Source organism: Paenibacillus sp. J22R160 (genome assembly GCF_059692135.1).
Genome location: NZ_JCAUAU010000013.1, coordinates 58,053 through 73,922, shown reverse-complemented (window position 1 = coordinate 73,922; position 15,870 = coordinate 58,053). Strand labels below are relative to the sequence as shown.

General features: G+C 48.1%; 11 protein-coding genes. 3 read left to right on the top strand and 8 right to left on the bottom strand.

Annotated elements, in window-relative coordinates; all coding sequences use genetic code 11:
• Positions 1-26: 26 nt before the first annotated feature.
• Positions 27-1,565 carry an extracellular solute-binding protein gene (locus tag AC58UW_RS22520; protein WP_497422840.1) on the bottom strand — a complete coding sequence of 513 codons (1,539 nt, stop codon included), beginning with the start codon at positions 1,563-1,565 and terminating at the stop codon, positions 27-29.
• Positions 1,566-1,588: 23 nt separating this feature from the next.
• A complete protein-coding gene (locus AC58UW_RS22515) occupies positions 1,589-2,683 on the bottom strand; it encodes an SGNH/GDSL hydrolase family protein (RefSeq protein ID WP_497422839.1) in 1,095 nt (364 codons plus the stop codon).
• 222 nt (positions 2,684-2,905) lie between these two features.
• On the opposite strand from AC58UW_RS22515, the gene AC58UW_RS22510 reads away from it, so the two are divergent.
• Genes AC58UW_RS22510 through AC58UW_RS22500 form a run of 3 tightly spaced genes read left to right on the top strand, consistent with a single transcriptional unit; the run spans position 2,906 to position 8,831 of the window.
• Positions 2,906-4,480 (top strand): FAD-dependent oxidoreductase, encoded by a 1,575-nt coding sequence (locus AC58UW_RS22510; RefSeq protein ID WP_497422926.1) that lies wholly within the window; start codon positions 2,906-2,908, stop codon positions 4,478-4,480.
• Positions 4,481-4,531: 51 nt separating this feature from the next.
• Positions 4,532-5,590, top strand: a complete 1,059-nt coding sequence (locus tag AC58UW_RS22505) for a Gfo/Idh/MocA family protein (RefSeq protein ID WP_497422838.1) — start codon at positions 4,532-4,534, stop codon at positions 5,588-5,590.
• A gap of 22 nt (positions 5,591-5,612) precedes the next feature.
• Positions 5,613-8,831 carry a family 10 glycosylhydrolase gene (locus AC58UW_RS22500; RefSeq protein ID WP_497422837.1) on the top strand — a complete coding sequence of 1,073 codons (3,219 nt, stop codon included), beginning with the start codon at positions 5,613-5,615 and terminating at the stop codon, positions 8,829-8,831.
• 159 nt (positions 8,832-8,990) lie between these two features.
• On the opposite strand, the gene AC58UW_RS22495 is transcribed toward AC58UW_RS22500, so the two are convergent.
• The 6 genes from AC58UW_RS22495 to AC58UW_RS22470 form a co-directional block, all read right to left on the bottom strand.
• A complete protein-coding gene (locus AC58UW_RS22495) occupies positions 8,991-9,122 on the bottom strand; it encodes a hypothetical protein (protein ID WP_497422836.1) in 132 nt (43 codons plus the stop codon).
• Between the two features lie 525 nt (positions 9,123-9,647).
• Positions 9,648-10,487, bottom strand: coding sequence for a Gfo/Idh/MocA family oxidoreductase (locus tag AC58UW_RS22490; protein ID WP_497422835.1), 840 nt, complete (start codon positions 10,485-10,487; stop codon positions 9,648-9,650).
• Between the two features lie 61 nt (positions 10,488-10,548).
• The gene (locus AC58UW_RS22485; RefSeq protein ID WP_497422834.1) at positions 10,549-12,078 is read right to left on the bottom strand and encodes a type 2 periplasmic-binding domain-containing protein; all 1,530 of its coding nucleotides are present in this window, start codon (positions 12,076-12,078) and stop codon (positions 10,549-10,551) included.
• Positions 12,079-12,195: 117 nt separating this feature from the next.
• Positions 12,196-13,116 (bottom strand): carbohydrate ABC transporter permease, encoded by a 921-nt coding sequence (locus AC58UW_RS22480; protein ID WP_497422833.1) that lies wholly within the window; start codon positions 13,114-13,116, stop codon positions 12,196-12,198.
• 21 nt (positions 13,117-13,137) lie between these two features.
• Positions 13,138-14,076, bottom strand: a complete 939-nt coding sequence (locus AC58UW_RS22475; RefSeq protein WP_497422832.1) for an ABC transporter permease — start codon at positions 14,074-14,076, stop codon at positions 13,138-13,140.
• A gap of 190 nt (positions 14,077-14,266) precedes the next feature.
• Positions 14,267-15,865: a response regulator gene (locus AC58UW_RS22470; protein ID WP_497422831.1), complete on the bottom strand. Its 1,599-nt coding sequence runs from the start codon at positions 15,863-15,865 to the stop codon at positions 14,267-14,269.
• Positions 15,866-15,870: the final 5 nt, after the last annotated feature.

Sequence of the window (15,870 nt, the reverse complement as noted above, 5' to 3'; positions counted from 1 at the left end):
TTGGTGGTCCCTCCATTTGTACCGGGTCAATTCCCCGGCTTCGCTGGCTGCTTCCCGGTATCCCGCCACCATTCGTTCACTTCCCCGGTAATCTCATCACCGCCGGCTTCCTTCCACTTTTTCACAAAAGCATCGAATTCCTCAATCGGACTCATGCCCGCGATTATACGCGTAAACGTTTCTTCCTGCAGCTTTGAAAGCTTGACTTGGTGCTTACCCATAGCAGGTGTTGGCGGTCCGTTAAACCGATTTTCCATGAGATTGCCTTCGATCTGCTGCAAATTTTCATACAGCTTGAACGGCTCGCCCAGCGCTTTCAAACGATCCCGGGTCATATCCGGCTCTACCGTATCTGCTAAAGCCCCATAGATGCCCCTATAGCCTTGTCTGATATGCTCATCAAAACGAATCGACAGCTTGCCGCCGGCTCTGGTCCAGACTTCATTTTCAAAACCGAGCTTCAAACTCTGCTGACCTGGCCCGGCGATGAAATCAAGGAATTTGACCACGGATTCCGCGTGTTGGCTCTTAAGAGGCACCACATTGTAGGAACGGACGTTGGACGTGCTGTATACGCCATGTTTACTGCTCGGGCCAATTGGAAAATCAAGCGGAATCCAATCCGCTCTGGGATCATTCTTACGGTTTGCGGCAATATGCGAACGGGTGTCGGACCAAGCGGCTGAATAAAGGCCGACTTTGCCAGAGGCGACCTTTTCGCCGAGCACATCGATTTTGTTTAGAGGAAATTCCGGGTCTAAAATATCCTGTTCGTACAAGCTGTGCAGGTAAGCCAGCGCTTCTTTCATTTCGGGCAACACGCCTGAGTACACCAACTTGCCATCTCTTTCGTACCAAGCGTTCATTTGTACCCCGAAGGCCCCCAGAAAAGGTGAGGTTCTGCCTAGTCGCTCCAAGATCGAAAGCCCGTACGTGTCCTTCTTTCCGTTCCCATCTGGATCCTCTTCGGCAAAAGCTTTCATCACGGCCGTGTACTCCTGCAGAGTCCGCGGAGGATGAAGACCGAGCTTGTCCAACCAGTCTTTTCTAGCGTAAATGAGTTCAGTCCCTTTCACCTCATTCAGGCTGGGAATGGCGTAGATGTTGCCGTCCACGGTTACGTTATCCCAGGCTTCCTTGGGGATTTTCGCTTTCAAGTTCGCTCCGTACTTATCGATATAATCGTTTAACGGTGTCAGAGCTTTTTGATTGACAAAATTAATAAACCATGAAGGACTACTTGTATTAAGTAAATCCGGCGGCTCTCCAGACGTCATAATGACGTTCAATTTCTCATCATACCCATTAAGCGGCGGCAGTGTGACACCAACTTGAACACCTGTATTTTTCTCGATGTAAGCAAGATAAGGGTTATTATTCTCATCCATGCCTGCGGGAAAAATCATTCCCAGACTATTTGCCACAATTCGGATGACGGGAGTTTTGTCCTTTTGTCCAGCTTCAGAACCGTTCATGTTCTCTGCTTGCATGCTGCAGCCAGAGGCGGTGAAACAAGTGACTATAGAGAGAGCAACGAGACCGGACGATTTCGATCTTTGTTTCATTCAACCACCCCTTCAAGCAAGCGTTATCTCACAATTTGCTGCAGAATCGGTGTCAGTCCGTCAGCCATCCGAAGAAAGCCAAGATCAGTCGGATGAGATCCGTCTACTGTGCATTCCTGCGCATGCTCCCCTAATAGCAAAGAGCCGTCGCAGAAATAAATGTTGGCGTCATTCCTCTCACGCCGCTCTTCCACGGCCTGCCTGGAAATTTGTTTGCGGTCTGCCCGATCCTTCGCCATCTGAACTTCAAAATGTTCTTTCGCATGCGTAATCCGGGATATCACCAAAATTGGTGTTAAAGGATGCGTTTCTCTATAAATCGAAATGAAATTCGGCAGCGTTTGCTGCAGCAGCTCAGTCGAAACAGAATTAGCCTCGTAATCCAAGATCAGACAGGCTGGATCCTGGATTTCAGTACAGAGATGTGCTAACTCTGGCTCGCCCTTTCCATTTCCAGAAAACCCTAGATTGAGGAACTCTAGATTGAAGCGGCGCGATAAAATGTTCGTATACGACATCCCTGGGCGGGAAGCGCAAGCTCCTTGGGTGATGGAGGTCCCGTATACAAGTATTTTTTTATTGCTTTCATACACCGGAGGCGGTGTGATTTGTGCTTCTGGGTCCAAACCGATCCAGACCTCATCTACCCCTTGGTACAATGGGAAATTCAGTGTAATAACACGTTGTTCGCGACTCATATTTGTAAATAATACGCTTTCATAATCGGTTAGCTGATGATCGTATTTAGTCGTTCCGTAATAGACTTGCTCGCCCGGACCGCCGATGTAGCAATCAAAGCCGCATTGCCCGGTAGCCGGCATATGATACATATCCGCAGCCCCGGTTAGCTTTACTTTGACAGAAAGCGAGACAGCGTCTGTTGTAAAACGAATTTGGCCGCCAGTCGTACAGTTGGCTAGCAAATCAACCGCTAGCGGCAGTTCCCACTTTGGTTCTGTTGGAAGCCGGCGATATCGCCTCTCTTCCTCCAACCAGCCGAAGCCAGCTACTTGAAAAGGATTCTCCAGCGGAGAGTACCAACGAAGATTATTTTCATTTGACTCGATCTGCATATTCACATCTAGCTGAACAGCGTTAATATGTTTTATATCGCTCATACGGATAACGACCCCTTTAAGTTCACTTGTTTATGCTTCTGTAAAAATTTTCGTCACGCGGACGATGAATCCCTTTTTTCTCTTACATCAAAGGTTATTAAAGTACCAAAAGAAGTCATGGTCCTCTGCTGTGGCTATTTTTTTCCTGTAATACAATGGGAATAGCCTGTGCAGCTTGCTGCGCAAATAGGAGAAAAGGAGGGATCTTTGTTGGCAGACAAGATCAATAAATCGTACACCGCCGATATTGTCATTATCGGGGGCAGTACCGGCGGATGCGCCGCTGCGCTTGCCGCAGCCAAATCCGGGAAGTCGGTTATCTTAACCGAGGAGACCGACTGGATCGGGGGGCAATTGACAAGCCAAGCCGTCCCGCCCGATGAACATCGATGGATTGAGCAATTTGGCTGTACGCGTACATACCGCGAGTTTCGGAATGAGGTGCGCGAATATTATCGACGCCATTTCCCGCTAACGGAAGAGGCACGCTCCCGCGTTCATCTGAACCCGGGTAATGGCGGTGTTTCCCGGCTGTGCCATGAGCCGCGAGCTGCATTAGCTGTACTACAAGCGATGTTGGCTCCTTATGTTCATAGCGGCAGATTGCAGATTCTTCACCGCTATCAGGTTAAGGCTGTTTCCGTTGACGGAGATGACATTCAATTCGTTACGATGAAGAATTTGCAGAGCGATGAGCTTATTGAACTAAACGCTGCCTACTATTTGGATGCAACAGAATGCGGGGATGTTTTGCCGCTTGCTGGAGCGGAATATGTGACAGGAGCGGAATCGTTCAGCCAAACTGGCGAGCCCCATGCAGTTAAGGGCGATGCGCTTCCACAGGACATGCAGGGCTTTACCTACTGCTTCGCCATGGACTATATCGAAGGCGAAGACCATACGATTGAGCGCCCTGAGCGCTACGATTTTTGGCGAACGTACAAAGCCGACTTCTGGCCTGATCGCTTGCTCAGTTGGACGGGCGTCCGGCCACATACGCTTGAAGCTGTCGAATACGAACTATTCGAGGGTACGGAGCGTTACTCCCTTTTCTACTATCGCCGGATCATTGACGCTGCGCAGTTTGAGGAGGGGACTTATCCCGGGAGCATCACGCTCGTGAACTGGCCGCAAAACGATTACTGGCTGGGATCCGTCATTGATGTCAGCGAAATTGAACGGGAACAGCACCTGTGGGATGCCAAGCAGCTCAGTCTCTCCTTGCTCTATTGGCTTCAGACGGAAGCACCGCGGCCAGATGGCGGTACAGGTTACCCAGGACTGCGGCTGCGCAAAGACGTTGTCGGTACGGATGACGGGTTAGCCATGTATCCCTATATGCGGGAATCTCGCCGGATTAAAGCTGAGTTTACCGTTCTGGAGCAGCATGTAAGTACGGATTGCCGGGCAGATGGCAAAGCTGAGCAGTTCCATGACTCCGTCGGAATTGGCTGCTATCGCATTGACCTGCATCCGAGTACAGGCAATCGGCATTATATCGATATCTCCTCCCTTCCGTTCCAGATTCCTCTAGGCAGTCTGATTCCAATTCGGATTAACAATCTGCTGCCAGCCTGCAAAAATCTTGGCGTTACACACATCACAAACGGCTGCTATCGCCTCCATCCTGTCGAATGGAATATCGGGGAAGCCGCAGGTTTCTTGGCTAGCCGCTGTATCGATCGCAAGCTGAAGCCCCGCGACATTCGGAACCAAGAATCAGAGCTTCGCGAATTTCAACGCATGCTGGTGAGTTTCGGAATTGAGCTGGAATGGCCGACCATTCATGCTGTTTAGTAGTTCTGTTTAACACTACCAAAATAAACCACAAACGAGGTGCTGTTTACAATGAGCAAAGTACAAGTAGCCGTAATCGGAGCTGGCTCGATTTCTGAGATGCATTTAAGATCCTATCAAAGCAATCCGGATGTAGAGCTTTACGCAATCTGCGACTTGAATGAGGAACGCGCAAAAGCGAAAGCTGAGAAATACGGCATTAGCCGTGTGTTCACGGATTATAAGGAGCTTCTAGCAGACTCGGCTATAGATGCTGTAAGCATTTGTACGTGGAACAACAGCCATGCGCCTATTTCCATCGCTGCGCTTGAGGCAGGCAAGAATGTGCTCACTGAAAAGCCGCTCTGCAAAACAGTGGAAGAAGCCTTAGCTGTTGAAAAAGCCGTTCATCGCTCCGGCAAAACGCTGCAGGTTGGCTTTGTCCGTAGATATGCCTCTAATACTGGCATCGTCAAATCTTTTCTGGATCATGGCGAGTTAGGTGAGATTTATTATGCCAAAGCGTCCTGTATTCGCCGTCTCGGCAATCCGGGCGGTTGGTTCTCCGATGTGGAACGTTCAGGCGGCGGCCCGCTGATTGATGTTGGCGTTCACGTGATTGATCTATGTTGGTATCTCATGGGACGGCCGAAGGTCAAATCCGTTTCCGGAAACACTTACAACAAGCTCGGCAATCGTGCTAACGTGAAGAACCTCGCTTTTTACAAAGCGGCAGATTACGATGCCACCCACAATACCGTGGAGGATTTGGCGAACGCGTTGATTCGTTTTGAGAATGGAGCTTCCATTCTTGTAGATGTCAGCTTCACGCTTCATGCCAAGGAAGATGAGCTTACGGTCAAGCTGTACGGCGATAAAGGCGGTGCAGAACTAGAGCCAGAGCTGTCCATCGTGACTGAGAAATACGACACCATTTTAAACCTGACACCGCAGATCAATAACCTCTCCTTCGATTTTGTGGCCGGTTTTCAGCAAGAAATTAATTACTTCGTCGAAGTCTGCCAAGGTAAAAAAGAAACCCTCTCCCCTGTGCAGGACGGCGTTGAAATGATGAAAATTCTATGCGGCATCTATGAATCCAGCAAATTAGGAAAAGAAATTAGCTTCTAATTGAAAGGATCGTGAAAGTAACGTGAAACTATTGAAGACGTCCAAATGGCTCATTTTTTCACTTTTGTTAACGATGATCACTGCTCTTTGGCCAATCGGAGCCTCTGCGGCAGGGACGGGCGTTTCGGCCGCTCCCAGCGAGGCAGACTACATTGAAGTTGAAGCCGCACCTATAGATATCACCATTGATATCGAAGGACCGCGCAAACAGATTAACTATGTTGACAAAAGTGTGAGCGGCATTACGGATTATGTGGCGCTCTTCACACCGGAATATGCCACACAAATTACGGTGGGTACCACTTCTGTTGGCGTTGTCGTTGATTCTGCAAATCATGTGACACGTGTTGTTAATCCTTCTGTGAATGGAGGCGTGCCAGTCTGGACAGGTCCTACGGACCTTCTCATCCCGCAAGGAGGCTATGTTCTCGTTGCAAACGATGATAGCTGGGCCAACAAAACGTATAAGCAGTATTTAGCTAAAAATTTCAAGGTCGGAGATGCCATCAAGCTGCGCAAAAACGGTGAAGTCGTCCCCGTGACCGCATTAATGACCGGTCAAGGTCTGAAAGCACAGCTGAAATTGACGAATGATGACTGGTCGACGGTCACCGTGCCAAAGTTGACCATTTCTGGCAAGTTGGAGAACGTAGAGCCGGGTATCCCCTACTCGGTCCAAGTCAATCAAACGAATGTGCCTCTGAAAGCGGATAATTCGTTCCAAATTGACATGAATCTTGTTGAAGGCGTGAATTATCTCGACGTTATTGCCGCCAAAAACGGTGTAGAAAATGATCGGAAGTCGTTAATTGTTTTTTATAAAAAACAAACGGGAGCAGCGAAGGAAGTTGTCCTCTGGGTGGATCAAGGGACGAATATTTTCAAGCTTCAAACACCCGAAAATGTGCGGGATATGCTGACGAAAGCGAAAGATGCCGGCGTTACGGCGATCGCGCTTGATGTCAAAGGCGTCGAAGGTTTCGCCAACTACAAGAAAAACGACCTGACTGGCCGCCCGCATATCTCCCAGATGACAGCGCCGACCCGGGCGGGAGCGAATCCCAACCTCGACATGCTCGAAGAATTCATCAAGTACGGGCACCAGATGGGCATTAAAATACACGCTGCGTTCAATGTTTTCGCGGAAGGATCGCCGGCCCATAATGAATATGGAATGCTGAATCAACATCTGGACTGGGAAGAGCGGGTTTTCCGTCCCGAGGATGGCGGTCAAATTCTTCGACTCCGCGAGAGCAATTATTTTAAGTCGGGTAAATCGCTCGTTGCCTTCGTAAACCCTGCAAATGATGATGTAAGAGCCTTCGAATTGAAAAATATGGAAGAAGTCATCAAAAACTATGATGTCGATGGCGTCGTGCTCGACCGCACGCGTTATGATAATGAAACCGCAGATTTCAGCCCTTTAACACGTGCGAAATTTGAAGCTTTCCTTGCCTCTCGCGGCAAACAGTTGACGAACTGGCCTGCTGACGTTTTTTCCTATGTGAATAATGTCCGTCAAAACGGCCCGCTTATCGACGACTGGTGGGAGTTCCGCTCGCTCACGATCAAAACGTTTACGGATGATGTACGTGCACTAACAGACCGCTATACCACTTTGAAAGGCAAGAAGATTCAATCCTCCGCCTATGTTGGCTCTTGGTTCGAATCTTACTACCTGAACGGCGTTCACTGGGGCAGCCCGAATTTCCGCTATGACAGCCGTCTCCAGTTTCCTGAAGACAGCCTATACACAGATTCGTATTACGATACAGGCTACACGAATAACATTGATTTTCTCATGATAGGAACCTATCAGACAACGCAAAAAGAAATCGAGCATCACATTACACTTGGTAACATCGTTACCAATGGTGAGATTCCGATGTACGCCAGTATTGCGCTTGCGAATATACAGGACCCTCCGCTTCAGCGTTCGGTGTTCCAAGCTGGATTATCGCAATCGAATGGACTTATGCTTTTTGATTACTCGCAAGTTAATTGGCCGGTTGTAAAAGCTTCCATTCAGAATGTGGATTATGTCAAGGATTATCAGGTGGGCTCCAGCGTCCCTGGCAATAACAACGCATTCCTTGAAGGAGATTTATACAACGTAAGCCGAAATGAAAACAACCTAAACGTGTACTCCGACTCATTTGGGCAGTCAACAGCCACGTCAACCTTCGGAGTCGAAGCTGTTGTAGGGAGCACCGGTAAAGTCAGCAAGGTCGTTAATCAACAGCAAGCGTTAACATGGAACTGGACGAATATGTCACCTAACAACAGTGTGATTCCACAAGGCGGCTTTGTCATCTCTGCGCTCGATGCATCTGGCGTGAGAACCAGACGTCAGCTCGTTGCCCGTACTTATAAAGTTGGCGATGACGTAAGAGCAGCTATTCTCCGTGGTCATTTGGCTTATACCAATGTAAGCACACCTCTAGCAAACTTTGAGATCAAGGGCAATGTGGAAGTGCTGGGACCAGGCACAGCTGAAGCGCGACTCAACGGTGTGCCTGCTGCTGTTGCAAGCAATGGAGATTTTAGCGGTCTTGTTCCTTTGACGGTCGGTGCCAATACCGTTAGCATCTCCGTTTATGTCGACGGCCGCAAAACGAACGAAAAGTCTGTCACCATTTCCAGGACGGCTCCTGTTCTTACTGGCATCACGCTAGACGCCCCTGTGTATCGACTTGTGAAAAACGATAAACAAACAGCTGTCACGACAGCCGTCTATTCAGATGGAACGCGTGCTGTGTTCACTGGAGCGACCTTCTCCTCCAGCAATCCGAGAGTGGCAACGGTTGCCGCAGACGGTTCCATTACGGCGCTGAAGGTCGGCACAACCGAAATTACCGCCCAGTTCGAAGGTAAAACAGCCACCTCGATCGTTACGGTCGTCGAATTGACGAAGCTTTCTTTTGAGCAAAAGAAAGTTTCACTCATAATAGGTGAGTCCATTGTAACGCCAATAGTTGCGACTTATTCCGATGGCAAAACTGAAATCATCACAGTCGGGCCGAAGTATCGTTCCTCTCATGACAAAATTGCCACTGTTGATGCTGATGGTACCATCTCGGCGCTGAAAAAAGGGGCAGCAAAGATCAAGGCCTCTTATCGAGGCGAGACGGCAGATGTCAAAATCAAAGTCTTCAACGACACGAAGGAAAAGAATGACGAGAAGGTCAACCTCGAATTAGACAGAGAATTGGATGAAATACCATCCGGAGAGCTTGAATAAAGGTTGAATAGGCGTAAAAAAGCATCCGTTTCCTCCTGTATGAGAGGGAGATGGATGCTTTTTTTGAGGTGGAACCCCGCTTAGGCTTTGCCTGGGGAACTGGAGTCCACTATTTCGAGGAAAACGAGCTTTTTCCTCTCGGAGCGGAACTACAGGGTCTTATCTGGCCTCCATGGCACGTTTTTCCGGTGAAACCGCCATAATAACGGACCATAGTTCCTCCTGCAGTTGGAATATGTGTCTTTTCAGTGGAATAGCGGCCTGTAGTTCCCGCTGGACGAGTCTTAGCAAGAGCATAGCCTCCAAGTAGTAAACAAACTTAAGAACCTGACAAATCAAACTCGGTCAGGTTCAGTGTTAGCTACTTTACACTTCCTGCTCCATCCATCCCATCAAACTATTCACATGACAGCCAACTTACAACTCATCAGCCAATAACAAATTACATAAACGCTAGCGGGAACCCCGCTAAGGCTTTGCCTGGGGAACTGGAGTTCACTATTTCGAGGAAAACGAGCTTTTTCCTCTCGGAGCGGAACTACAGGGTCTTATCTGGCCTCCATGGCACGTTTTTCCGGTGAATCCGCCATAATAACGGACCATAGTTCCTCCTGCAGTTGGAATATGTGTCTTTTCAGTGGAATAGCGGCCTGTAGTTCCCGCTGGACGAGTCTTTTACTCGGCAGCGGCTGTCGCAACGATGTACAACATCGTTGCGTGCCACGCACCGCGCGCCGGGCTGCTCCTTCCTCCCCTGTAACGATGAGATATATTGTTACAGGGCCCTCCGCTCGGCGGCAAAACAAGCAAGTCCATTCACTTCGGCAGATCCACCCACTGAAACGGTGCTTCCGCAGCCTTCTTGCCATATTCCAAAATGGCAGCAATTGCAATTGTTTCCTCCTGCGGAACGGCAGGAACACCCGAATCAAAAAACCGCACAAGATTCTCAATAAATGCGCCAAAGAAATTGGATTCAATTTTCAGAAATTGCGACGCTCCCTGCTCAGAACGCAGGGCCATGCTGAACGGGCAGTCAGGGCCATAATGGTTAATAGTAGCCTGACGTCCGTTCGCGAACCCGATGACTAGTGAAGGTGTGTTCGAAGTCCCCGTCCACATGACGCGTTTCACATCCGTTCCCATGAGGGATACTATCGGCTCAACCTGATGAATCGCATACGTTTCAAAGCTTCCCGGTCCCAAAGCGCAAATGGACTCAATTCCCTCCATGTTCAGCCCCGTATACTCCGCAGCAAACCGCAAGGCCGAAGTGGAATACATCGGCGTCCCATGCTGCTCGGCAAGCTCAAACATCCGGATTGCTGCAGCTCGGTCCGGCGCAAAGGTTTTGTCGACATAGGTTGGCTTGCCAGACCGCAACGGAAGCTGCGCAAGCTCCTCATGGAACTCGGCATGATCCGGCGACAGCACGATCAAATAATCGCTCTGCTCGACGACGGCTTCAATGGAATCGAGCAGCTGAATACCTTTTTTTTCGGACCAAGCCGCATTGCTCAGTTTACCTTCGAGATTTGTCATACCATAGGCATAGGTAACTTTCATTCTTCCTTCTGATGCGGTTTCTATCCACTCCGGATATTTCTCCGCGTGCCATTCGTCCAAATAATAATCAATAAATCCGATTTTTTTCATCTTCTCATCACTCCCTCCAGAAATAAAACCCCCGTGGAAGAACCACAGGGGATGCTGCTTCTTACTTCTTGTTCGCTGCGTACCATTCATTGGCTGCTTTCGTCATATCGTCGCCGCCGTCTGCTTTCCACTGGGCTAGGAATTTATCATAGTTTTCGAGCGGTTCAGCGCCAGTGATGTATTTCAAGAATGTGTCTTCCATTAGTTTCTGCAGCTTCTGGCTGTTTTTGCCGATAGCCTCAAGCGGCGGTGCAAAGGCAAGAGGATCAACGACCATATTCCCTTTTGCAGCCTCCTGATTTTTATTAAAAGCATCTGTCAAAATCGGATCTTTGCGCACGCGTGCTTGCCAGTAGATCGGATAATTTTTCTCATCTACACCCGTCAGGAACGAAGAAGCGTTGTTGTACTGATCATTGAAAATAGGAAGAATTGGGAAATAATTTCCGTTTTCTACTTTATGATGAACGCCTTCTTTACCAATCGTTGCTTCCTTATGGATATCTTTGTCCAGCTTCAAATCCAAGTATTTGATGATCTCTTCCTTCTTCTCAGCCCATTTCGGAATGCCCACGTAATAGCTGATCCCAGCACTTGCCATGACTTGAACTTTGCCGTCGTCCCCCTTAAGGTAAGGCAGGCTGGCAATTTTGGCATTCGGTGTATTTTTAAGCAAGGCATTTTGAACTGTTGGCGCATTGAAATAGCCGTTTGAAATGATTGCCGTTTTCCCGCTTGTAAAGTTTTCGATGACTTTATTCGCTTGGTTCAGCGACCATTCTTGGTCGATCAATTTCTCGGAGTAGAGTTTTTTCATGAACTCCAAATATTTTTTCATATTCGGATTTTCTACGGTATTCACGAGCTTCCCGTTTACATCCTGCCACCCCGTCGTTAACGTCGATTGTATCATGGTTAGACCGAAGGTCGGAAGTACTTCAGGAAGCAGCGGGCTTTTACCGCCTGACATTGCCATGACATTCTTCTTCTCTTTAATCGTTTTCATTACGTTGTACAGCTCGTCACGCGTGGTTGGCGGCTTCAACCCCAGCTCATCCATCCAATCTTGACGAATGATCAGCGCTGAATTAACGATCGTTCCTGAACCCGTTTGCGGGATACCATAAATTTTACCGTTAAGCTTAGCCCCATTCCAGGAGTTCTGGGAAATAACGTTTTTCATATTGGTCCCATATTTATTGACCAGCTCATCGATGGGCTCCAAAGCACCGGAAGAAGCCAGCTTCGAATACTGCGGACCCGAGAGCAGCATGAAGGCATATTGCTCCTTATTCGCCATGAGCAGATTCAGTTTATCATCTGGATTTTCTACTGGCAGCATATCATAGGTTACTTTGTACCCAGTTTTCTCATTCAGGAACTTCGCCACCACTTCAGCATTTGGATCAAATCGCGCATATTGCAGAAGCGCCTTGAATTCCGGCTTTGGTGCATTGGCATTTGCAGTTGTGGCAGGAGCCGCAGACGGGGATGGTGCCGTCGTACCCGAAGAAGCCCCTCCTCCTCCACATGCGGCTAAAGACGCCGCCAAGGTTGTGATCGACAGTACAGCTAAACATTTTTTTAACATGCATGTGCCTCCCTTTTATTCGTGTCTCAAACAATGCCATCTTCCACGCGAAACAAATTGATCCCCTCGACTCGCCTACCACCACCCTTCGAGTAGTTCCAGCTAGCGTTGCAGCACTTAACCTTTTACTGAGCCAACCAGCACGCCTTTTACAAAATATTTCTGAAGAAAGGGGTACACAATAACGATCGGAAGCGTAGCCAGGATGATAGATGCTGCTTGAATCGATTGCGGTGAAACATTCAGCGAAGCATCCACATTCGTACGCAGAAACGCATCCGTGGATGAGACGAAGAGCTCTTTTAAATAAAGCTGGAGCGGTTTCATATCGGCCGAATTGATATATATCAAGGAAGTAAAATAATCGTTCCAGTAGGTAACCGCATAGAACAAACCAATGGTCGCAAGCACGGGCATCGATAGCGGCAACATAATGCGCCAAAGAATCGTCATGTTGCTGGCACCGTCAATTTTCGCAGATTCCTCCAAGCTGTCGGGCAGGCCTTCGAAATAATTTTTGATAATCAGCATGTTGTAAACGTTAATCATATAAGGCAGGAAGAGCACCGGCAGCTTATCAATCAAATGAAGCGTATGCATGAGCAAATAGGTTGGTATTAAACCGCCACTGAACAGCATCGTGAATAAATAGAGGATGATAAAAAACTTGCGGCCTCGCAGCCTCGGCTTCGAGAGCGGATAAGCGGCCAGCGTTGTCATGAATAAGGAAAGCAGCGATCCGATCAATGTCACTGCGATCGAAATGGTAAATGCGTTCAGAAACATCGCGTTGCTGGCCACATATTTGTAAGTCCCTATCTGGAAGTCGATCGGATATAGGGATACCATGCCAGAAACGACGGCTGCCTCGCTGCTGAGCGATTTCGCAATCAGATTGACGAATGGAAATATCGTCGAAAGCCCTAATAGGATGAAAAATACATAATTGAGTACTGTAAATACTTTTTCGCCTGGAGATGTGCGAATTGCGCTAGAAGCTTTAGCTACTGGTGATTTCAAAGAATGATTAACTTGCATGACGTGCCTCCTTTCTCCCGGTTACCATATACCACGTCCAAAAAACTTTCGCGCCAAATGATTTCCTGTGAGTATCAAAATAAAGGCAACAACCGATTCAAACACGCCGACAGCAGTAGAAAAACTATAATCTTGCTCGCCTAAACCGACCCGGTATACAAAGGTACCAATCACGTCAGCTACGTTGTATACACTCGGGTTGTACATCACGAGAACTTGTTCCGTACCCGCTTCCAGGACATAACCAAGGCGGAGGATAAACATCAAGAGGATGATAGGCAGCAAGCCAGGCAGCGTAATATGGAGGATTTGCTTCCACCTGTTGGCGCCATCGATTTTGGCTGATTCATATAGCCCCGGGTCGATGCTGGCAAGTGCGGCCAAGTAAATGATCGTATTCCAGCCAGTCTCCTTCCAACCTGCGGAGGACACCAGAACTGAGCGGAAGATATGGCTGTCCAGAAAAAAGCGAACCGGTTCGCCGCCCATAGCGACAATCATTTTATTGACGATACCGCCATTGGTAGAAAGCAAATCGATGAACAGGCCGCTGACAATGACCCAAGAAAGGAAATGCGGCAAATAAATAACTGTTTGGACACTTCGTTTGAACGCCATGTTTTTCAATTCATTCAGCAGGATAGCGATAACGATCGGAAGGGGAAAAAGAAAGACGATTTTATAAATCGAGATGGCTAAGGTATTCTGAAACACCTGCAAAAAGCTATCGGAGGACAACAATTTCTCAAAATGCTTCCACCCGACCCAGGGACTGGAGGCCATGCCTTCAAATATATTGAAATCCTTGAAAGCAATGATAATCCCATACATCGGCGTGTATTTAAAAATCAGCAGAAATGCGATGCCGGGAATTAGGGCTAGATATAAATCCCAATCCTTCCGGATGTCGATCCACAATCGCCGTGCATAGCTCTTTTTTGTGTTATTTTGTGTAAGCATGACGGTATCCTCCGTTGCGGTAGTCTGTCAGTTATAGATTTAGTGTATCACCCGCCGATTTATTGCGAATTAGAGTAATATTACTTGTTTTGGTACTTTCAGTACTTCTCGCGTCGCCGCCTTCATAAGTCGAACAAAAAAACCTCCTCCGATAAGGAGAAGGTTCTATTCGAAAGTAATCGATTGGAAATCAAGAGCGCACTTCCCCGGGAGTTACCCCCCAATATTTACGGAATACTCTTGTAAAATAACTCACATCCCGGTACCCGACTGCTGCTGCGGCATCATAGACGCGAACGCCTTCTTGCAGCGTAGCCTTGGCCCGTTCCATTTTTCTTTCCATCACATAGGTCGAGAACGCCTTCCCGGTTTCCTGTTTAAACAAACGGCTCAAGTAAGAGGAATTGACATACAGCCGATCAGCAACCGCATGCAGCGTCATCTCTTGGTCGATTTCATTTTCCACGAGACTCAGGATCGTTTTGATCATTTCGTGGCTTGTTGATTTTCTACGTTCTCTGGCATAGGTTAAATAAGCTTTAATCATCCTTTGCAGCCAAAATAAAATTTGATCTTTGACCATCAGCTCTCGGTGATTGTGGAAAAAGACATAGTCATCCCCAGCGACTTCCCTAACGGGCCATCCTTGCTTTTGGATCATGCGGACAAAAAGGCTTTCGAAATATAAAATATGCTCATGAATTTCTTCGATGGTTTCCGCTTTGGCCATGCCTCCATCCCATAGTGCAGACAGCATATCGGCCGCCTTATCGTCTTCTCCCGTTTCAAGAGCGATCTCCAGCGCTTTCTCCAAATTCGGCTGCAGCATAAGCTCTGGCTCTCTCCCTTGTTCTTCCTGATAGGGAATGGCGAGATCGTGACCAAGCATAATCCGGTTCTGCAACGCCCGAACAGCCTGCACGTATAGCTTGTTCAAATCCTCACATCCGCCAATTGTCCCGCTAATTCCCGCACTCGCCGTAAGTCTGAGGCAGCTTAGGACGGTAAAAAGCAGTTTCTCCGTCAACACATTGATTTTTTGCAGCGCTTCGTTAGGGGCTTCATCCCCAGAAAGCTGATAGACAACAACCGTATAACCCGCATAATCAGAAACAACAAAGCAGGGAGTTGACTGCAAATATTCCTGCACAATACTTCCCAGTGAAAACTGCAGCAAGGACATATCTTTCCTGCTGAATCGGGTTTCCTTATCCGGCAGCGGATCCATATCGACGACCGCAACTGCAAATTGTGCGTCACTCGGCAGTTTCATCTGAAGGTACTTACTTCGCTGTTCGATCTCCCAGAGCTCGAATTTACCCTTCAGCCATCCTTGCAGAAAATCGTTCACCAAATAGGGCAAATGCTGCTCCCATCTCTGTTTCAGCTCTTCCTCATTATGGCGCTGTTCCAGTTCGGATCTCAGCTTCTCAGCTGCTTCGAGAACTGTTTCTAGAATCTCCTCGTCGCCAGCCGGCTTCAGCAAATATTTCATGACTCCAAGAGAGAGCGCCTCCTGAGCGTAGGCGAAATCATCATGGCCACTTAGCACGATGATTTTCAACAAAGAATCGCTCTGTCGAAGCTGTTTCGCCAAGGTTAGCCCATCCATCTCTGGCATTTGCAGATCGAGCAGAATGATTTCCGGCTTTTTGCGGTCGATTAGCCGCAGTGCTTCCACGCCATTTCCTGCCTGCCCGACGACTTCTATACCATGCTTGTCCCACGGGATGTTGTTGACCAGCGCGTTCCTGAGGCGAACTTCGTCTTCCACAATTAATAAATTCATCAAAT